Genomic DNA, 19,106 nt, shown 5'->3' with positions numbered 1-19,106 from the left:
TGTCATTTTCTCCTCTTCTAATCATAAGTATAGCGTTCCACATCCTGTATGCTCTCAATCACATCGGGAAACTTAAGCTCTTCAATACCAAGCCGCCCCGGCGGATTGATCAGAAGCGTACGCATTCCCGCCGCAGACGCTCCCACCGCGTCATCATAATAATTATCCCCTACATAAAGGCATTCCGAAGGTTCCACTCCCGCCAGCAAAAGAGCTCTCTCAAATATCCTGCGGTCAGGTTTCTCACATCCGGCTTCGGAGGATATCACAACGGTATCCATAAGGCTTAACAGGCCGTTTTCCTCCAGGACCCTTCTGCAGGAGTGATCCCAGTTGGATATCAGCCCGGTTTTTATGCCCCGTTGGTGCAGGCGGTTTAAAACACCGTCCGTAAAGGGGAATTTTCTCCAGCAAACAGACGGGTTTTCCTGCTCCATCCCGATGAGAAACCGCTGCGTTTCCCGGCCAAGCTGCAGGTATTCCATCAGCTTTTCCAGATAGCCGCGGACACCTTCCTTTTTTCCAAGGCATCCCGGATGCTCCCGCATAAAATACTTGTTGGCCAGATGATATGCACACTCGACTTCGTTTATTTCCTTTTTCACTCCCAGATCCGCCAGCACCTTTTGATAGATGGCGGCATGATTGTTTCCGACCAGCGTAAGGCCCAGGTCAAACCATATATACCGGATCATCAGCAAGCTCCCTCTTTTCCTCCTGTCGTTTACAAGCATCAGAATAACACCGCCGTGTAAACTTTCCGGCGGTATTTTTTATAAAATCGGTAAAATCACTGTCAAAACGCCGTGCGCAACGCTGGAAGATTTCACTGTGTTTATATAAAAACTACAATAGAAGATGAAATATATCATAAAAAAGTATAAAATATCAAAAAAATTCGTTTGACATATCTCCCATGCCGTTCTATACTAATAAAAGACCGCTGAAAAATTAGAGAAAGGAGGCAGACAACATGTTCAGAACAATCAATCGTTCCATCGCATTTCGTAACAGAGATAATTTAGTTACCAATACAACTTTACCGTCATCACAGCATCCGTTTGCGAAAAAACCTGCATGGTGTCCTGCCCAAACCAGCTCTGCGTTCTGATCCAGGAAACCGTCAGCCCTTTTCCGTAACCGGGAAAGGGCTTTTTTTGTGCAAAAATAGCTGAACTGTTACGATTATCAGTATAGAAGAAAGGGGAAAGGCACGCGAGTGCCGGTAAGAAACATTGAATAAGGAAATATTCCGCAGGCTTCCGCCTGCATTAAAAACTCTGGCGGAAGAACAGGGCATCACGGAGGACAGCTGTCTTGTCTTTGCCCGCTTCGATATGAATTTCGAGGAAAAGTATGTGGACGGCTGGCTGCTTCTGACAAACAAGCAGGTTCTGATCGCCCAGGCCGTCAAGGGGCCCATGTATCTGAAGCAGTACAAAGGCTGCGTGGACCGCAGGGAAAAAGCGGCGGGGAGCGAATCCTATGAGACCAGCCTGCTGCCTGTGTCAGAGACCGCTTCCATGCAGGTGCTCAAACAGGTAGCCACCAACGTCCTGTTTTACAGGCCCGAAGGGGAGGGCAGGGAGGATATCCGCCTGGCGCTGTGCTCCAACATGTATCTGGCGCAGCTGCGCCATTTCGCCGCGGTTTTCACCGCGCTGAAGGAAGGTAAGGAGCTTACGGAGGAAGTGCTTCGCGGGGAAAAGGAAGAGGAATACTGCCCCAAATGCGGCACCATGTATCCGGACCGGGAGCGCCGGATCTGCCCGAAATGCATGAACAAAAGCTCCGTGTTCTTCCGTACATTGGGCTATTTTAAGCCATACGCGGCCAGCATCGCAGGCATGTTCGTCTGCATCATCGCAACCGCACTGCTCAATCTGGTATGGCCTTACTTAAACGGTACGATACTGTACGACCGGGTGCTTGCAAGGGATGAGCACTTTCTGGAATTTTTAAACCTTCCGGCCGGCAAATTCGTCACCGCACTGCTTCTGGTGGTTCTGTCCATGTTTATGACGAAGCTGTTCATACAGATCTTCGGCATCATCCAGGGCGTTTTAAATGCCAGGATCATCCCTGGCGTGGTGATGAAGCTTAAAACAGACGTGTTCGATTCCATGGGCCGCCTGTCCATGGGTTTTTACAACAGCAAACAGACCGGCAGCCTGATGACCAGGGTCATGGGGGATTCGGAGGAGGTTACGGGATTCTTTATCGACGGCCTGCCCTATATGTTCTCCAACATCTTCTCACTGATCGCCACAGCCGTCATCATGCTTAAGATCAACTGGAAGCTGGCCATACCGGTGCTGATCTGGATACCGGTGGTTTTATTCACCAGCTATAAGATGGCTCCGATCCTGTTTAACTTCTTTACCAGCAGGCACAGGGCCCGCCGCTCCTTAAACGGCAGGGTCAATGACAACCTGACGGGAGCCCGCGTGGTCAAGGCCTTCGGCCAGGAAGAGAAGGAGCTCACGCGCTTTGACAAATACAACCGCAAGCTCATGCGCGCCGATGTGGATCTGGTGCGTTTCGACAACCGATTCACCGTGCTCTATGCGGCGGTGGAGAGCTTCTCCAACCTGCTGGTATGGGGATTGGGCGGCTTCATGCTCTTTAAATACGGCAATCTGGAGCTGGGTGTGCTGATCACCTTCATCAGCTACGTGGCGCAGTTGAACAATCCGCTGGATTTTCTGGCCTTCAGCTTTCACTGGTGGGCGGAAAGCATGAGCAGCGCGCAGCGTATGTTTGAGATCATCGATTCCCTTCCTGAAATCACGGAAAAGGAAAATCCGGTGCACATGCAGGATCTGCGCGGCGATATCGAGCTAAAGAATGTCACCTTCTCTTATGATAAGAACAAAACCATACTGAAAAATGTCAGCCTCCATGTGGAAGCCGGCCGGATGCTGGGCATCGTAGGGCGCTCCGGCGCCGGCAAGACCACACTGGTCAACATGATCTCCAGGCTGTACGACCCGGATGAAGGCGAGATATTGATCGACGGAGTCCCTGTAAAGGATATCGCTTTTCTGGACCTTAGGCGCAATGTAGCCATGGTCTCACAGGAAACCTACATATTTATGGGCAGCGTATACAGCAACATCGCATACGCCAACCCCGAGGCAACCAAAGAGGAAGTGGTGCAGGCCGCGGTTTTAGCCAGCGCCCATGATTTCATCTGCAAGATGCCGGACGGCTATGACACGATCATCGGCGCCACAGGCCGCGAGCTCTCCGGCGGGGAGCGGCAGCGCATCTCCATCGCGAGAGCCATACTGGCTAACCCCAAGATTCTGATCCTGGATGAGGCCACCGCTTCTGTGGATACGGAAACGGAAAAAGCCATACAGGCATCCATTAACTTCCTGATTAAGGGACGCACCACCATCTCCATCGCCCACCGGCTCTCCACCCTGCGGGACGCGGACCGTCTAGTGGTCATGGATGAGGGCCGCATCACTGAAGAAGGCACCCACGAGGAGCTTTTGCAGAAAAAAGGAACCTATTACAAGCTTAGAGAACTGCAGACCAAGGCGCTGGCCATGAGGGGTCTGGAATAATGACAGAAATGAAGAAATGAGGTAGATTATGGAACAGGATTTATACGCAGAAGAATTTGATCTGGAGCAGATGGAGGCGGAAACCGAAGCCATGCTGGCCCTGAACTATCTGGACAGAAACAACAGCACGTTCCGGCGCACACCGGGCGGCTTTGTCTCTCTGGATACGGAAGATAAACATTACGCGAGGGTTCAGGTGTTCCGCACCTTTCCTTTCACCGGCAAAAATCTATATATATCCATCCGCGAGGCGGATGAGAAAGCCCGCGAGATCGGCATCATCCACGACCTGGATCAGGATGTGGACGAAGAAACAAGGCAGATGCTGACCGAACAGATGGAACTGCGCTATTTTACGCCGATCATCAAAAAAGTGAAGAATGTAAAAGAAGAATACGGCTTCGCCTATTTTGACGTGGTGACGGATCACGGCCCCTGCCGCTTTGCCATCCATATGAGCGGCAACGCGGTGGTGCACTTAACCGACACACGCCTGCTCATCACGGATCTGGATGAGAACCGTTTTGAGATACCGGATACCCGAAAGCTCTCCAATAAGGAGCTGAAAAAAATAGGGCTGTTTCTTTAGTTAAATACCGCGCCGGATACCGGTGCAGAAAACGAGGTTATCCATGGAATTAAATGTAAAGCTGCCGCAGGAGATCTTAAGTCTGTTTCAGCTGCGGGATAAGGAGGAGATCCGCTACAGCTCCCCTTTTGACATCAACCGCCAGGGGCAGTTCACTAACAGCTCCTACGGCATACTGACAAACAACCGCCTGATCATCGTGGAAGACAGGCAGATTGTATATGAAAAAGAACTGGCAGAGCTCTCCGCCATGAAATGCGAATCGCAGGTCAACAGCGGCATCCTGGTGGTGACGGAAAAGGACACGGACACCGCCAGGCATGTGGCCAGATTCTCCATGAAGCAGATCTCCCGGTTCGCATCCATCGCCAAGGGCGGCATGCTCATGATGGAGGGGAGCCGGCGGACCGTGGAAAACAGGGAATATGAAAAGACCTGCCCCAAATGCGGCAGAGCCCTTCCCGGCACCAGAGTCTGCCCCAAATGCGAGGGCAAGCATGTCACACTGATGAAATTTGTCCGCCTCTGTTCCAATTATAAGCGGCAGTTTCTGCAGGTGGCGCTCATGATGCTCTTCGCCTCCGCCATCAACCTGGCCGGCCCCATATTCCAGCAGCGTTTTATCGACGACACCCTGCTGTCCGGCCACGGAAATGTCCCGGCTGTCATCCGTTTTATCCTGATCATGGCCGTAATCACCGTGCTGTCCATCATCACGCGCTATCTGCGCAGCCTCTGGAGCGCCAAGCTGGGCGCCGGAATCAGCATGGACATCCGTGAAAAGCTGTATCACAGGATCCAGATACTCACGCTTTCCTTCATTCAGGACCGCCGTCCCGGCGAACTGATGAACCGCATTAACAATGATTCCGCCAATATACGGAAATTCATGGAGGATGCCTTTGGCAGCATCTTCTACCAGATCGTGCTGATGCTGGGAGCGATCATCGTCATGCTGACCATCAGCCCCGGCCTGACGCTTCTGTCCATCGTATTTCTGCCTCTGGCCTTCTCCCTGTCGGTGGGCTTTCGCAAGGTGATCCACCGCAGGTTCCACATGCAGTCCAAGAAGGGCGACGACAATAACAGCGCGCTGCAGGATGTGATCTCCGGCATAAGGGTTGTGAAATCCTTCGGCAAGGAACAGTACGAATCCGAGCGCTTTAAGGCGGTATCGCAGACCTATGCCAATATCCAGAAAAACAATGAGGTATTCTGGGCGGCGTTTTACCCCATGCTGACATTCATCATGGGCATGGGCATCTATTTCGTGACGGCGCTGGGCGGCTTTAAGGCGCTGGACGGAAGCCTGTCGCTGGGTCAGCTGCTGCAGTTCATCACCTATGCCACCATGCTCTACGGACCTTTGGGCTGGATGACCCACCTGCCCCGAATGATTGTGCAGATGTTAACCAGCCTGGAACGTATCTATGACGTGCTGGATGAGCAGCCCAAGATACACAACGCCGAGCATCCCATAAGCCGGGAGATTAAGGGCGATGTGGTATTTAAAGATGTCTGTTTCGGCTACCGTTCCTATGAAACGGTGCTGGATAAGATTAATTTTGAGATTAAAAAGGGAGAGATGATCGGCATCGTCGGCGCCTCCGGCACCGGCAAATCCACGCTGATCAACCTGGTCATGCACCTGTATGATGTGGATGACGGAGAACTGCTGATCGACGGGATCAACATCAACGATTACCGGCTGGAAGATTTCCACCGGCAGATCGGCGTGGTGCTGCAGGAGACCTTCCTCTTCTCAGACACCATTCTCAACAACATGCGTTTTGCCAAGCCGGACGCCACCTACGAGGAGATCATCCGCGCCGCCAAAATGGCCAACGCCCACGACTTCATCTGCAAGACGCCCAACGGCTACAACACCTATGTGGGCGAGAAAGGCTTTAATCTCTCCGGCGGTGAACGGCAGAGGATTGCCATCGCCCGGGCTATTTTAAATGATCCTAAGCTTCTGATCCTGGACGAGGCCACATCCAGCCTGGATACGGAAAGCGAATACCTGATACAGAAAGCGCTGCAGAGGCTGACCGCCGGCAGAACCACGCTGGCCATCGCCCACCGCCTGTCCACATTAAAGGATGCCGACCGCCTGATCGTCATAGACGGGCATAAGATCGCGGAATGCGGCACACACAACGAACTGCTGGAACAAAAGGGCATCTACTACCAGCTGGTAACCGCTCAGCTGCAGATGCAGACCTTAAAGGAAGATGCCTGATAAAGCGCACCGGAGCGTGTACAGAGCATCCGCCTGCTGTCGCTCACAGTTAAAGAAGGAGAGTTTTATGGACCGTTTTATACAATGTGAACCCATAGATAAAGGATGGTCTGAGGACAAAAAATACAGCGCTGTGTTCCCGAACGGGGACAGAGTGCTGTACCGGGTCTCCGCCGCTGATCAGTATGAGCGGAAAAAAGCTGAGTTTGATATCATGAAACAGATCGCCGCGCTCGGCATTCCCATGTGTATGCCGCTGGAATTTGGCACCTGCGAAGACGGGGTGTACTCGATCCAGAGCTGGATCGACGGGGTATCCGCAGAGGAAGAAATCCCCCTGCTGGCGGACACAGAGCAGTATGTCCATGGCCTTCAGGCAGGGCAAATCCTCCATAAGATTCACTCCATACCGGCGCCCGCCGGCAGAGAGGGCTGGGAAAGCAGGTTCGGCCGCAAGATCGACCGCAAGATACGCGGCTATCACGACTGCCCCATCGGATTTGAAGGCGCAGATCATATGCTCCGGTACATAGAGGAACACCGGCATCTGCTCAAAGGGCGCCCCCAGTGCCTTCAGCACGGCGATTATCACATCGGCAATATGATCATCGATCCCTCCGGCGTCCTGACCGTCATCGATTTTAATAGGTGGGATTACGGAGACCCCTGGGAAGAATTCAACCGCATCGTCTGGTGCGCGCAGAAGTCGCATCTGTTTGCCACCGGCATGGTCAACGGCTATTTCGGCGGCACGCCTCCCATGGAGTTCTGGAAGCTTCTGGCCCTCTACATATCCAGCAACACGCTCTCCTCCGTCTATTGGGCGGTGCCGTTCGGCCAGAAAGAAATCGATACCATGAAACGGCAGGCGGCCGAAGTGCTGGGATGGTATGATAACATGAACCGGCCTGTGCCCTCATGGTATCTCGGAAACCCGTGCGTGCAGACAACGGACGGCCTGACCTATATGCTGAAGTCACCTTTTGATTTCAGCTTCCTAAGCCGGTATGGCAGGGTGTTCCGGATCTTTGACGGACAGGATTCCGGCAATATCTGTTTCGGCACGGAGAAAGACGGCAGACGTTATTTTATAAAATTTGCCGGGGCGCCGACGGCCCGCTATGATGGGAAACCGGAAGACGCCATATCCAGGCTCAAGTCCACAGTCCCCGTCTATCAGGACCTCCGGCATCCGAACCTGATTGAATATCTCGGGTGCGAAGAGATCGGCGGCGGCTTTGCCATGATCTTTGCATGGGCAGACGGCGAGTGCATGGGAAGAATGTTTCCAAAATCGCGGCGGCGGTTTCTGCAGACGGATACAAAAACCAGAATGCAGGTGTATCTGGACATCCTGTCGTTCCTTGAATATACGGCATCCCAGGGATATATCGCCATTGACTTCTATGACGGCAGCATCATGTATGACTTTACGCGCCATAAGACGGTCATATGCGATATCGATTTTTTCCGTAAAAAGCCCTGTGTCAATGACATGGGACGGATGTGGGGCAGCTCCCTTTTTCAGTCTCCGGAAGAATACCGGCTTGGCGCTGTGATCGATGAGGTCACCAACGTCTACACGGCCGGAGCTATGGCGTTTGCCCTTTTCTCCGGATACTGCCGTTCTCCTGAAGACTGGCCTCTTGGCAGCAAGCGTTATGAGGTTGTCTGCCGGGCGGTTCATGAAGACAGGGATTGCCGACAGCAGTCCATCCGGCAGCTGATCGGGGAATGGACGGCGGCCGCCGATCCATTGGATATTTAGCCCTCCACGAGAGACAGCAGATATTCGCCGGTCTTCATCATGTGCCGCCACATCGAATCCTTAATCGATTCCGGCACATGGGCGGCGAGGCGTTTCACCTCAAAGCTGAAATCTCCCTCATAGCCGATTCTCTTTAAGGCCGGCATGACTGCCTCCCAGTTTACATTGCCGATATAGGGCACGCGGTGTTCATCCATTCTCCCGCTGTTGTCGTGGACATGGGTGACTTTAATGCGCCTGCCCAGATACTCCAGGCAGGGAACCTGATCGGCATAGACCAGATTGGCGTGGCCGAAGTCCCAGCATATCCCCACATTATCGTATCTTTCATGGAGTTTATCCACAAGCTCCGCCAGCTCCTCCACAGTCGCGCAGTAGCTTCTCTTAAAGCCCTGGCCGGGAAAGTCGGCCATATTTTCTATGCAGATGCCCACATCCTGCCGCGCTGCAAATTCCAGATGGCGCGAAAAATATTCCAGATTCTTCTTCCTTGACCCGGCGCCTGTAAGGCTGGTCTGAAAGTCGGTCCCCGGATGCGCTACGGTCCAGTGTGCGCCCAATATGCGGGTGCACACGATGGCTCTGCGGATGATCTCCTCCGTATCTTCTATAATACCTGTCTGCGGATGGCAGAAATTATAAAAGGGCACATGTGTCTGCACAAATGTGATGCCCAGTTCATCGGCCTCCCTGCGTACGGTTTTGGCCCACTCCTCAAAGCGGTCCGTCCTAAGCGGAGAGCCGGGCGCGCCGGCCGAACAGAAGATGGCATCCAGATTCCGAAAGCCCAGTGCCGCATAATGGCGCAGATCTTCCAGATAAGCGCGGTAACTGCCGTCATCGTCATAGATGAAAAAGTTGATGGTTGTTGATAGCCTCATATTAACCTCGATTCCTGCTGCCTTAGAGCATGTTTTAAGATAATCGGTACGGCGCAGAGCCGTATTTGTATGCCTAACGGTAGATGCGGATATCCTCCGTCACCGCTTCAAACTCTTTCGCCTGAACCCGCCACTCCTCCAGCAGCTCCTCCAGGCAGATGCGTCCTTCCAGATATCCGGCCGCCTGTTCGCTGCCGGTCAGATAATGAAGATGTTTCCTGCCGGTTTCATTGTCTATGAGCGCAAACTGCTCCGGATACAGCCTGGCCGCCGTGCGCAGCAGGATCAGCGACGCGGGGATGAAGTCCAGGTCCTTGCGAAGCGGGGCAAACTCCACCCCATAACACACCTCTCCTGCATATTTTCTCTCCGAGGGGATAAAGGCCCGCTGGCGCAGCAGGATGCCCTCATCCTGTATTTCCCTCTTCAGCTCCCGGTAAAATTCACCCATATGTATATATGGCGCGCCATATATCTGAAAAGGCTTTGCGGTCCCGCGCCCGTCACTCAAAGTCGTCGCTCCTGCCAGGCATCCGCCGGCATAGCATACAGTGGTATCGTAATCCGGCAGGGCAGGGCTCGGGATGTTCCATACGGCCTTGGTATCCGGAAAATAGCAGTCCCGGTTATAGTTTTTGAGCTCAATTACCCTGTAGTCCATATCCAGGTTCCGGTACCGGATAAAATAATACCCCAGCTCGCCCGGAGTCAGCCCATATCTTAGCGGCAGCCCATAGTCACCGATAAAGGAAGCGAACTTAAGCTCAAGCGTTCCGCCCGAAACGATCCGGCCGCCCAGGGGATTGGGCCGGTCGAGCAGCAGGAACGGAATATGCAGGCGGGCCGCAGCCTCCATACAGTAAGTCATGGTATAGATATAGGTATAATACCTAAGTCCCACATCCTGTATATCGTAGACCAGCACATCAATTCCGGTGAGATCCCCGTCCCCGGGCCTCACCTTATCCCCAAACAGGGAGGTTACAGGTATGCCGTGCTCCGGATACACCGTATCCTCCACGCCTCTCCCGGCCCCTGTCCCGTACAGCCCGTGTTCGGGAGTAAACAGCTTTACGATCTGCAGCTCTCTCTCTGTAAAAATGTCAACATTGGTCCGCCAAACGGAGTCCACACCTGAATAATTTGTGATCAGTCCGATCCGCTTTCCTCTAAGAGCACTCTCAAACTCATCTATCCGGTCAAGTCCTAAAACAGTCTGCATCTTTTTTCCTCTCCTCATACAGTTCCCAGCCCGGCTGAACGTTTTGGGCCGGAGCATCTGCATGCTCCGGCCGGTTCATTACTGGGATATCTTCTTATAAGCCTCTTTCCCCTGCTCAATCACATCGGAAAGGCCGGCAGCCTTCAGGGCTTCATACTGTTTCTGGTATTCCGCCTTATCTATCTGTCCCATGATGTATTTGTCGCGCAGCGCGGTCTGCTGCTCCAGCAGATCAAAATTATCCACATAAGCCTCTGTCTTAAGGAGCGGTGCTTCCACATAATAGTAAGGCTCATTGATGGTCATACCGTCGATGAATGTCTGTCCGGAATCTTCCAGCTCGTCATAGCTCATGCCGCCCATCAGAATCTGCATATACAGATCCTCTGTAAAGCAGAAGGGAATCGTGCTGGGAATCAGTCCGTTTTCTCTCGCAACGGCAAATCCCTCATTATACGGAGCCTTCAGGACGGGTTTGTTATCCACCCGGTCAAAGTACTCGCCTTCAATACCGTAATTGGTCAGTTCAATACCCTCGTCGCTGTATACATAGTCAAAGAATTTCAAGATCGCATCCAGCTTGCCGTCTTCCACAGCCTGTACGCTCACATAGGTGCTCGCTGTGATCTTCGCCCTGGCCGGTATATTCTGTGCTCCGTCAGGTCCCACGATCGGCACCACACAGCTGAAGAAAGCATCTTCATCGATTTCACGGCAGGCGATGGTATAGTTCTTCGCGTATTCCGCATAGCCGACCAGGCTGCCCAGCGTGTTGCTGGCGCCCAGAGTGTTAAAATCTGCGCCCTTTAATGTAACAAATTCTTTGGCAAACAGCCCATCCGCATATACCTGTCTCATGCTGTCCAGGAAAGTTTCATAATTCGGGTTTTCCGGATCGTACAGATACTCCCCGTCCACCACTGAAAATGTGCCGTTGCTCTGCATCCCGAAGATATTCAGGATGAATTTGAAGAAGTCATAGTTGATTGCGAAGGGGATCTCATCGTTAGGATCTCCGTTGCCGTTAGCGTCTTCAGCGGCAAATGCTTTCCATACATTCACCCACTCATCCCAGGTCTTCGGCATCTCCAGATTCAGGTTATCCAGCCAGTCCCTGCGGATCATTGTGCTGAAAGCGGGCGGAACATCCATCACCAGGCCGAAGCCATAGATTTCACCGTCCTCCTGGTTGATCAGCTGCAGCCTGTCCTTATCGTCCACGAACCGCATATAGTTGGGCATATCCTTCTCCAGATAATCCGTCAGAGGGACGATCAGCCCCTGTTTGATCAGATCATCGATGGCCTTGGGCGCGCCGGTGCCGCCGCTGATCACATCGGGCAGATCTTTTGCCGCCACCTTAGAGGCCAGCTGTGTGTCAAAACCTTCTTCGTTGGCCCATTCGAAATTTACCGTTATCCCCGTGCGCTTCATCAGCTCGTCAAATATGGGCGTGGATTCCTTATACGGCTTCCACAGCGGGCCGAAATAGGAAAACTCTGCCGCAGTTTCGGAAGCGCTCCCGCTTTCCTTCGCTGTGGGCTCCGATGCCTCCTGTGTTTTACCGGCATCCGGCGCGGTTGTCGATTCGGTCGGCTTATTGCCGCAGCCTGCCAGAGACAGAATCATACTCAATGCCAATACAACCGCAAAAACTCTTTTACCTTTACCTCTCTTCATTACCTTTCCTCCTTTTTCTTGTCACCAACCGAAGGTTGATGACCTGCGCACGCTTCAGCGTGCTTCCTCTTTTCTTGTCACCAACCGAAGGTTGGCCTGCGCTTAACTTTGGTTCGCGCTAGCCTTTCACCGCCCCCAGAGTAACCCCCTTAACAAAGTACTTCTGGACAAACGGATAAATAACCAGCATGGGAACGATGGATACGATCAGTATCGCATAGCGGATCTGATCCGCCAGCTTTACCGATGTCTGTCCCGGCCGCGCGGTCCCCAGATCGAACTGGGCGGCGTTTGCCTCCAGGACTATTTCACGCAGCACTTGCTGCAATGTGAACTTTGAAGAATCCGTGATATATAAAAGCGGTCCGAAATACGCGTTCCAATGGGCTGCGATCACCCACAGGCCGATGGTGGCAAAGGATGCCTTTGCAAGCGGCGCCACGATCCTGAACATCACGCGCAGCTCCCCGGCCCCGTCCATGCGGGCGGATTCCAGCAGCTCCCGGGGGATTCCCCTAAGAAAGCTGGTCAGGATCAGCACATGGTAGGAGGAGATCAGGGCCCCCAGTATCAGTGACCAGTAGCTGTTAATCAGCCCCAGCTTCTGGATGCAGATATAGGACGGAATCATTCCGCCCTGGAACCACATCGGGATCAGGACAAAAATATTATAGATTTTCTTCCCCGGAAATTCGCAGCAGGCGACGGGATAGGCAGCAAAGAATGTAGCGATCAGGCTCACCCCGCAGCCCACCATCGTGATATAGATGGAATTGCCGAAGGATCGCAAGATATCCCCGTTGGCCAGCACATCCTTATAAGCCTGCAGCGTAAATCCCTTGGGCAGCACCCTCACCTCATGGCGCAGCACATAGCCGTCAGAGCTAAGCGATACCGCCAGTATATTCACGATCGGGTATAAGATACAGATGCAGGTCATGATACCGATCAGAAGCAGAATCCCTTCCACGATATAATCCGTCCTGCTCATCTTTTTATGAAGCATAACCGTCCCCCCTTTACCAGATGCCGGCAGAATCCGAATACTTCTTGCTAAGCCGGTTTGCCATAATGACCAGGATCAGGGCCAGCAGGCCGTTAAACAGTCCCGCGGTGGTGCCCATGCTGTAGTCGTATTTAATCATGCCCCTCTTGTATACCCAGGTCTGTATGACCTCGGATACCTCCAGGTTTACGGAGTTCTGGAACAGATAGATCTTTTCAAAGTTGGCGTTGACCAGGGAGCCCACCTTGAGGATCAGCATGACGACGATGGTGGGAGTGATCCCCGGCAGTGTGATATGCCAGAGCCGGTCGAAACGGTTGGCACCGTCCACCATAGCTGCCTCATACAGGTTTACATCCACCGACGTCAGCGCCGACAGATACACGATGGCGCTGTAGCCCATAGTCTGCCACAGTCCCGACAGCACCATGATCGTGCGGAAGTATTTGGCATCCCCCAGGAAATACACCGGCTCCTTTCCGAAGAATTTCATGATATCCGCCAGCAGTCCTGTGGAGGGCGAAAGGAATTCGGTCACGATCGAGACAAATGCCACCATGGATATGAAATAGGGCAGGAAGCTCACGGTCTGTATGACCTTTTTCGCCTTCTTAAACCGCATTTCATTTAAAAACAGGGCAAATATGATCGGCATCGGAAATCCCACGGCCAGAGCATACAGATTGAGCAGAAGCACGTTGCGCATCAGCCGCCAGAAGTCCAGCCCGTTAAAAAATCTGCTGAAGTTCTCAAAGCCGATGAACTCGCTTCCCGCAAAGCCCTTGTACATATTGTAGTCAAAAAAGGAAATGGACAGCCAGCTCATCGGCCAGTACTGAAATATGATGTACCAGACAACCACCGGCAGGATCATCAGATAGATGAATCTTGCCCTGTACATGTCCTTTTTCAGCTGTTTAAACGATCTCTTCCTCTTATTCATCCGCTAGTCCCCGCATTTGATGCCAGTCCTGACAAGAGCATTCCTAAGGAATCCGCCGCAGCCATCCAGCGCGTCTTTTGCTTCTTCCCTCCCAAGCCCAGAAAGGCACATCATTATTGCCAGCTTTGTGTCTTTGCCGGAAGCCTCCAGATAACGCTGCGCCTCCTCCATACTCCTGCCTGTAACGCTGCAGAAGATCCGTTCCGCGCGGTCTTCCAGCTTTTTATTGGAAGCCTTCAGATCCACCATCATATTCCCGTACACCTTACCCAGCTTAATCATTACCGCCGTGGAGAGCATATTTAAGATCATTTTCTGGGCGGTGCCCGCTTTCATTCTGGTGGAACCGCTGATCACCTCAGGCCCGGTGACCGCTTCGATGCAGATATCGGAAACTTCCTTCATCCTGCTGTATACATTGTTGACCACCGCCACCGTCGCTGCCCCTCTTTTCCTGGCCTCTGACAGAGCGCCAATCACAAAGGGGGCGCTTCCGCTGGCGCTGATTCCGACCACAACATCCTTTGCGGTTACGCCGCATCCGGCTATCTGCATCTTCCCCAGCGCGGCATCGTCCTCGCAGCCCTCAATCGCAGTCCGCAGCGCCCTGTCTCCGCCGGCGATACATCCCTGCACAAGGTCCGGTTCCACACCGAATGTGGGCACGCACTCCGAGGCATCCAGGACTCCCAGCCTTCCCGAGGTTCCGGCCCCGATATAGAGCAGATGTCCCCCTCTCTTCAGCGCCAGATACGCCGTATCCACCGCGGCTGCGATCTGGGGGAGCGCCCGGTTCACGGCTTTTGCCACCGAAGCATCCTCCCGGTTGATCAACTGCAGGATCTCCCGTGTGCTGCACTGATCAATATGTGTCGTTTCCTGGTTGACCTTCTCCGTCTCCAGGTACGCATAATAGGAATCCAATTTTCCACCTCCTACTCCTGTTTCCTGATATGAGTGCGTTCCAGCTGCCTCATATTTTCTTCAAAGTTCTTATTTATGTATGCCGTATACAGAATATCAATGATATTGAGCTGTGAGATGCGCGAGGACATGGCTCCACTGCGCATGATGAATTCCGTCGCCGCCACGGAAAGATTGTAGTCCGCCAGTTTAGCCAGCGGCGAATCGTCAAACCGCGAGATCAGAATGATCGGAACATCCTGCTTCTTGATTTTCTTCGCGCAGGAGATCATTTCCTTCGTCATGCCGGAATAGCTGATGATGATCGCGATGCTGCCCTCCCGTATATTCATGGCCTGCAGATACTGAGCATGCCAGTCGTCACAGAGAAAACATTCCTTGTTTACGCGCAGGAATTTCAGATAGGCATCCCTTGCCACAAGCAGGGAAGAGCCCAGACCGAACAGGTAGACCGCGCGACACTGCACCAGCAGTTCCACACATTTCTCCAATACCGGAATATCGATCAGCTTTCTGGTATTCTCCAGGGATACGATATTCTTATAGGTTACCTTATTGACGATCTCTTCCAGGCTGTCCTCCCTGCGGATCTCCTCCATCTGTTTTTCCACCGAATCCTTGCGGATCGCCAGCTCATAGAGCAGGGATTGTTGGAACTCCTTATAGCCGCGAAATCCCGTCTTCTGGCAGAGCCGTATGACTGTGGAGGTGGAGGAAAAGGTCCTTTCCGCCAATTCGTGTATGCTGCAGCCGGCCGCCTGCTCCGGCTCCTTCAGGAGAAATGCGATCACCTCTTTCTCCGTTGTGGTGGCCTGGGCAGAATATTCCTGCAGTCTTACCAGAACATTTTTCATTGTACCCTCTTATTCTCTGCCCTGAAAATTTTCCAATGTTCCGGGATATCGCCGGAACATTCGGATTGGAAAATCCGGGGCAGTCACTGTATCCGATGCAGTTTCTATTTTCATTATACGGATTGGAAACTATTTATCAATGCTTTTGCCTTTTTATGAAACTTTGTTTCATATATTGGTGCTTTTTTACGAAGTTTTTACCGAAAAATGAATGAAAACTATGTGGATATCCATGTGGAAATCCATGGCAAATAAATGTGCATTTTGTCGAACACTGTGATATGGAAGAATGCTTGATGAGGAGATATCTGCATCAGGTGTTTTTTGCATATTCGGGAAAGTCATGATTTAAAAATACATATATATACTATAGCTAGTGTGCTGACACCAGCTATAGTATTGCTCGCATGAAAGGAGAGTATCATGGAAGAGATAGGCGCCGATCAGGCAGATTATATGCTGCCGGATCAGGAGGATGTCCGGTGCTATGTGGGGGTGGGAGCTTCCGCGGGAGGAGTCGAGGCATTGCAGGAACTGTTTCAGCATATGCCGCTTGATACCGGCGCATCGTTTATTATTGTACAGCATCTTTCACCGGATGCCGTCAGCCTGATGGATAATCTCTGGCCTCGGTTAGCGACGTGCATGCCGTGGCCATTATCCTGTCCGGAAGCGGCTCTGACGGGGCCATTGGAATCGGTTCTGTCAAAGAAAACGGAGGGCTTGTGATCGTCCAGAAACCGGGCGAGGCCCAGTATGCCTCCATGCCGCAGAGCGCCCTCGCCACCGGCATGGTGGATTTAACCTTAAACGTGGCACAGATCGGTTCCTCCCTGAGGGAATACCTGAAAAATCCTCACATTCAGTCCATGCATCAGGAAGAACTGACCCATATGGATCTGGCAGAAGATTATTCCTGTATCCTCAATGCGATCAGCCTGTATTCGGACATCGACTTCACGATCTATAAGACAAATACGATCTACCGGAGGATTGAACGGCGTATCACGCTCAACAAGTTTCACGGAATGGGAGAATATCTGGATTACCTTCTGTCCACAGAGGAAGAACGTGCACAGCTTTACCGCGATCTGCTCATCGGGGTGACTTCCTGGTGGCGGAGGAAAAATCCGGGGGAAAAGAGCAGGCGGAATTCACCTTCCGGGTAAAAGACTCCGGCTGCGGCATCAGCGCCGAAAACCTGGAGGTGATTTTTGATGCATTTGAACAGGTGGACGGGGATAATACCGGTAAGGTGCCCGGAACCGGCTCTGAGTTCTATTTCACCGTACCGATCAAACTGTCTGAATGTCAGATGCCCGGGGAACCGGTGAAGCCAGAGGTCATCCGGTCTGCGGAAATGCTTTCGGAGAAACGCATTCTTCTGGCTGAAGATAACGATCTGAATGCCGAAATCGCCCAGACACTGCTTGGCAGTTATAATTATCAGGTGGAACGGATGAAAAACGGGAAAGAAGCAGTGAAAGGCTATCTGCAGAAACCGGAAGGATATTATGATCTGATCCTGATGGATATACAGATGCCTGTGATGGATGGCTTGGCCGCCGCCAGGAAAATCCGCAAAAGCGGCAAGCCGGGAGCGCGTGAGATCCCCATCATTGCCATGAGCGCCAATGCATTTAAAGAGGATGTGGAACGCTCTTTAAACGCCGGGATGAACGCTCACACCACGAAACCTATTGAGATTGAGAAGCTGGTGGCGCTTTTGGATACCTATCTGACGGAGACGAAAGAATAGAAGAATTTAGGGAAAGACGATGGGAAAGCGGAACAGGGATGTCCGCTTTCCCTTTTTATTTTTAGCTAAATAGCTGTGTATTATTAAAGGCAGCGCACTCTTTCCAATGTTATATCTTCACAAAACTGCAGACTGATGGTCTGCTTTCTGCTCTGTCCTTCTTTGCCAATTGTTATATTACGAAAGATAATATTTCGGAGTTCATGGCCAGACATATCGAAACCGCATAATTCTATGGCTTCACATTCCTGATAGCCTCTGTGTCTGCTATAATATTCCCCCAGTATCTCCAGGTTTTCAAATCGGCAATTTTCAAAGACTGGCGGCTCTTTCGCAGCAACCCCATCATCGTTATAGCCCACGGAATGAAATAAAACCCTGGCGCTCCTCACATTTACTACCTTTACCCCGCGAACATAACCTCCTCGCTTTTTAGTGCCTTTAATTTCGATACCACAGAGTGAATTTCCCATATCACAATCCCAGATACTTACATCCTCTACGCCTCCGGACATCTCGCTTCCGATACATATTCCGTGACCAAATGCACATTGACAGTCAAAAACTCTGATCCGGGCAGAAGGACGGTTAACCGTATTACCCTCCGGGTTTTTACCGGACTTTATCGCCACAGAATCATCTCCTGTGTAGAACGTACAGCCAAAGACTGTACAGTCCGTGGACGAGTCCGGATCCCAGCCGTCCCCATTCCATATATTCTCGGAGTAGAAAATGCAATGATCTGTCACAATATGATCTGAATAAATCATATGTACATTCCAACTGGCTCCATTTTTCAAAGTCACATGCGATAATGTAATATTCTGGCAGTTACTCATATTAATCAGCCGGGGACGTACTCTGCCGGGTATGGTCTCCGGTTTCTCGCACTCCTGGATCATATCCCCCAATTCCTCCAGATAATCCTTCAGCCGCACCGTTTCATCCGCAATCACCCTCTCTGCCAAGGTTCTTCCTCCGCTCTCAATAGTACCGCCTCCCCGGATCACCACATTTTTACAATTATATCCTGCATCATGATCTAATTCTCCCAAATTTAAAAGGCTTTGGTAGCAGGGAAGCTCTGTACCTTCAAAACGGCTCCAAATACGTGGCAGGTAATCCTCCGGGTTATCTGTCCCTAAAAGCACTGCCCCTTCCTCCAGATACAGTTCCATGTCACTGTGGAGGCGCAGCGCTCCTGTACGGTAAACGCCAGCAGGCAGGTACACGGTTTCTCCAGGTCCGCAGTCGTCAATTGCCTGCTGAAGAACCAGCGTATTCATAGTATGTCTGTCGCCAGCCGCCCGGTAAGGTGATTGCGTAACATTCAGCCTTCTTCGGTGCGGCGTTGTTGTTATGGAAACTCTTTTCCAGGGACATTCCTGCTCCGCCTCTTCAACTGCATTTCCTCTAGCTTTCGAACCGTCGTTTTCCTTAAAAGTTTTAGGAATCCGATATAAGCTGATCTCATAATTCCTCTCAGCTTCCAGCCCCGTCAGCTCATAATGAGTTCTGTTTGTAATTCCTGCCTCACGCCCATCCACCAAAATCCGGTACCCTTCATAGACTCCCGAATCCTCAGGCAATTCCCAGTACAATGTAATGCTGTCTTCTGTTGCATAAAAATATGGTTCCATTCTGTTCCTCCATAATCCTCTTT

16 protein-coding genes are annotated in these 19,106 nt (G+C 51.9%); 7 read left to right on the top strand and 9 right to left on the bottom strand.

Annotation, left to right across the window (positions count from 1 at the left end; genetic code table 11):
* Nucleotides 1-17: 17 nt before the first annotated feature.
* Complete coding sequence (locus DWZ56_RS09330) at nt 18-695, bottom strand: HAD family hydrolase (protein ID WP_199679570.1); 678 nt, start codon at nt 693-695, stop codon at nt 18-20.
* A gap of 540 nt (nt 696-1,235) precedes the next feature.
* Here DWZ56_RS09330 and DWZ56_RS09325 point away from each other — a divergent pair.
* The 4 genes from DWZ56_RS09325 to DWZ56_RS23115 all read left to right on the top strand — a co-directional run bounded on the left by DWZ56_RS09325 (nt 1,236) and on the right by DWZ56_RS23115 (nt 8,174).
* Nucleotides 1,236-3,575, top strand: a complete 2,340-nt coding sequence (locus tag DWZ56_RS09325; RefSeq protein ID WP_118556313.1) for an ABC transporter ATP-binding protein — start codon at nt 1,236-1,238, stop codon at nt 3,573-3,575.
* Between the two features lie 28 nt (nt 3,576-3,603).
* Nucleotides 3,604-4,164: a DUF1854 domain-containing protein gene (locus DWZ56_RS09320; RefSeq protein ID WP_118556311.1), complete on the top strand. Its 561-nt coding sequence runs from the start codon at nt 3,604-3,606 to the stop codon at nt 4,162-4,164.
* A gap of 43 nt (nt 4,165-4,207) precedes the next feature.
* Complete coding sequence (locus DWZ56_RS09315; RefSeq protein ID WP_118556309.1) at nt 4,208-6,406, top strand: ABC transporter ATP-binding protein; 2,199 nt, start codon at nt 4,208-4,210, stop codon at nt 6,404-6,406.
* Between the two features lie 67 nt (nt 6,407-6,473).
* Complete coding sequence (locus tag DWZ56_RS23115) at nt 6,474-8,174, top strand: aminoglycoside phosphotransferase family protein (RefSeq protein WP_243095167.1); 1,701 nt, start codon at nt 6,474-6,476, stop codon at nt 8,172-8,174.
* Here the strand turns inward: DWZ56_RS23115 and DWZ56_RS09300 are convergent.
* From DWZ56_RS09300 to DWZ56_RS09270, 7 genes are all read right to left on the bottom strand, one after another.
* The gene (locus tag DWZ56_RS09300) at nt 8,171-9,055 is read right to left on the bottom strand and encodes a sugar phosphate isomerase/epimerase family protein (RefSeq protein ID WP_118556307.1); all 885 of its coding nucleotides are present in this window, start codon (nt 9,053-9,055) and stop codon (nt 8,171-8,173) included. The genes DWZ56_RS23115 and DWZ56_RS09300 overlap by 4 nt on opposite strands.
* 73 nt (nt 9,056-9,128) lie before the next feature.
* Nucleotides 9,129-10,277: an exo-beta-N-acetylmuramidase NamZ family protein gene (locus DWZ56_RS09295; RefSeq protein ID WP_158584515.1), complete on the bottom strand. Its 1,149-nt coding sequence runs from the start codon at nt 10,275-10,277 to the stop codon at nt 9,129-9,131.
* Between the two features lie 78 nt (nt 10,278-10,355).
* The gene (locus tag DWZ56_RS09290; protein ID WP_118556303.1) at nt 10,356-11,957 is read right to left on the bottom strand and encodes an extracellular solute-binding protein; all 1,602 of its coding nucleotides are present in this window, start codon (nt 11,955-11,957) and stop codon (nt 10,356-10,358) included.
* Nucleotides 11,958-12,075: 118 nt separating this feature from the next.
* On the bottom strand, nt 12,076-12,963 hold the full coding sequence (locus tag DWZ56_RS09285; protein ID WP_118556301.1) for a carbohydrate ABC transporter permease: 888 nt from the start codon (nt 12,961-12,963) through the stop codon (nt 12,076-12,078).
* 13 nt (nt 12,964-12,976) lie between these two features.
* On the bottom strand, nt 12,977-13,906 hold the full coding sequence (locus DWZ56_RS09280) for an ABC transporter permease (RefSeq protein WP_118556299.1): 930 nt from the start codon (nt 13,904-13,906) through the stop codon (nt 12,977-12,979).
* A 3-nt stretch (nt 13,907-13,909) separates the two neighbouring features.
* Nucleotides 13,910-14,830: an N-acetylmuramic acid 6-phosphate etherase gene (gene murQ, locus DWZ56_RS09275; protein ID WP_118556297.1), complete on the bottom strand. Its 921-nt coding sequence runs from the start codon at nt 14,828-14,830 to the stop codon at nt 13,910-13,912.
* Nucleotides 14,831-14,841: 11 nt separating this feature from the next.
* Entirely contained in the window at nt 14,842-15,684 is an 843-nt protein-coding gene (locus tag DWZ56_RS09270) for a MurR/RpiR family transcriptional regulator (protein WP_118556295.1), read from the bottom strand.
* Nucleotides 15,685-16,107: 423 nt separating this feature from the next.
* Between DWZ56_RS09270 and DWZ56_RS23110 the strand changes: the two genes are divergently transcribed.
* Genes DWZ56_RS23110 through DWZ56_RS09260 form a run of 3 tightly spaced genes read left to right on the top strand, consistent with a single transcriptional unit; the run spans nt 16,108 to nt 17,443 of the window.
* The gene (locus DWZ56_RS23110) at nt 16,108-16,413 is read left to right on the top strand and encodes a chemotaxis protein CheB (protein WP_243095165.1); all 306 of its coding nucleotides are present in this window, start codon (nt 16,108-16,110) and stop codon (nt 16,411-16,413) included.
* The gene (locus DWZ56_RS09265; RefSeq protein ID WP_330424851.1) at nt 16,326-16,853 is read left to right on the top strand and encodes a chemotaxis protein CheB; all 528 of its coding nucleotides are present in this window, start codon (nt 16,326-16,328) and stop codon (nt 16,851-16,853) included. Before DWZ56_RS23110 ends, DWZ56_RS09265 begins: the two co-directional genes overlap by 88 nt.
* Entirely contained in the window at nt 16,799-17,443 is a 645-nt protein-coding gene (locus tag DWZ56_RS09260) for an ATP-binding response regulator (protein WP_118556293.1), read from the top strand. Before DWZ56_RS09265 ends, DWZ56_RS09260 begins: the two co-directional genes overlap by 55 nt.
* An 83-nt stretch (nt 17,444-17,526) precedes the next feature.
* Here the strand turns inward: DWZ56_RS09260 and DWZ56_RS09255 are convergent, their stop codons facing one another.
* Nucleotides 17,527-19,083 (bottom strand): glycosyl hydrolase family 28 protein, encoded by a 1,557-nt coding sequence (locus DWZ56_RS09255; RefSeq protein ID WP_118556291.1) that lies wholly within the window; start codon nt 19,081-19,083, stop codon nt 17,527-17,529.
* Nucleotides 19,084-19,106 lie beyond the last annotated feature (23 nt).

This window comes from Lachnotalea sp. AF33-28 (assembly GCF_003477885.1).
Classification (GTDB): Bacteria; Bacillota; Clostridia; order Lachnospirales; family Lachnospiraceae; genus AF33-28.
Note: the sequence above shows the minus strand (reverse complement) of the source record. Positions and strands in the feature narration are given on the sequence as shown.

Excerpts from the sequence above, each read along its gene's own strand:
- DWZ56_RS09315 (WP_118556309.1), top strand. The coding sequence starts at position 4,208 with ATGGAATTAAATGTAAAGCTGCCGCAGGAGATCTTAAGTCTGTTTCAG.
- DWZ56_RS09300 (WP_118556307.1), bottom strand. The coding sequence starts at position 9,055 with ATGAGGCTATCAACAACCATCAACTTTTTCATCTATGACGATGACGGC.
- DWZ56_RS09290 (WP_118556303.1), bottom strand. The coding sequence starts at position 11,957 with ATGAAGAGAGGTAAAGGTAAAAGAGTTTTTGCGGTTGTATTGGCATTG.
- DWZ56_RS09320 (WP_118556311.1), top strand. The coding sequence starts at position 3,604 with ATGGAACAGGATTTATACGCAGAAGAATTTGATCTGGAGCAGATGGAG.
- DWZ56_RS09280 (WP_118556299.1), bottom strand. The coding sequence starts at position 13,906 with ATGAATAAGAGGAAGAGATCGTTTAAACAGCTGAAAAAGGACATGTAC.
- DWZ56_RS09270 (WP_118556295.1), bottom strand. The coding sequence starts at position 15,684 with ATGAAAAATGTTCTGGTAAGACTGCAGGAATATTCTGCCCAGGCCACC.
- DWZ56_RS09285 (WP_118556301.1), bottom strand. The coding sequence starts at position 12,963 with ATGCTTCATAAAAAGATGAGCAGGACGGATTATATCGTGGAAGGGATT.
- DWZ56_RS23115 (WP_243095167.1), top strand. The coding sequence starts at position 6,474 with ATGGACCGTTTTATACAATGTGAACCCATAGATAAAGGATGGTCTGAG.
- DWZ56_RS09295 (WP_158584515.1), bottom strand. The coding sequence starts at position 10,277 with ATGCAGACTGTTTTAGGACTTGACCGGATAGATGAGTTTGAGAGTGCT.
- DWZ56_RS09330 (WP_199679570.1), bottom strand. The coding sequence starts at position 695 with ATGATCCGGTATATATGGTTTGACCTGGGCCTTACGCTGGTCGGAAAC.
- DWZ56_RS23110 (WP_243095165.1), top strand. The coding sequence starts at position 16,108 with ATGGAAGAGATAGGCGCCGATCAGGCAGATTATATGCTGCCGGATCAG.
- DWZ56_RS09255 (WP_118556291.1), bottom strand. The coding sequence starts at position 19,083 with ATGGAACCATATTTTTATGCAACAGAAGACAGCATTACATTGTACTGG.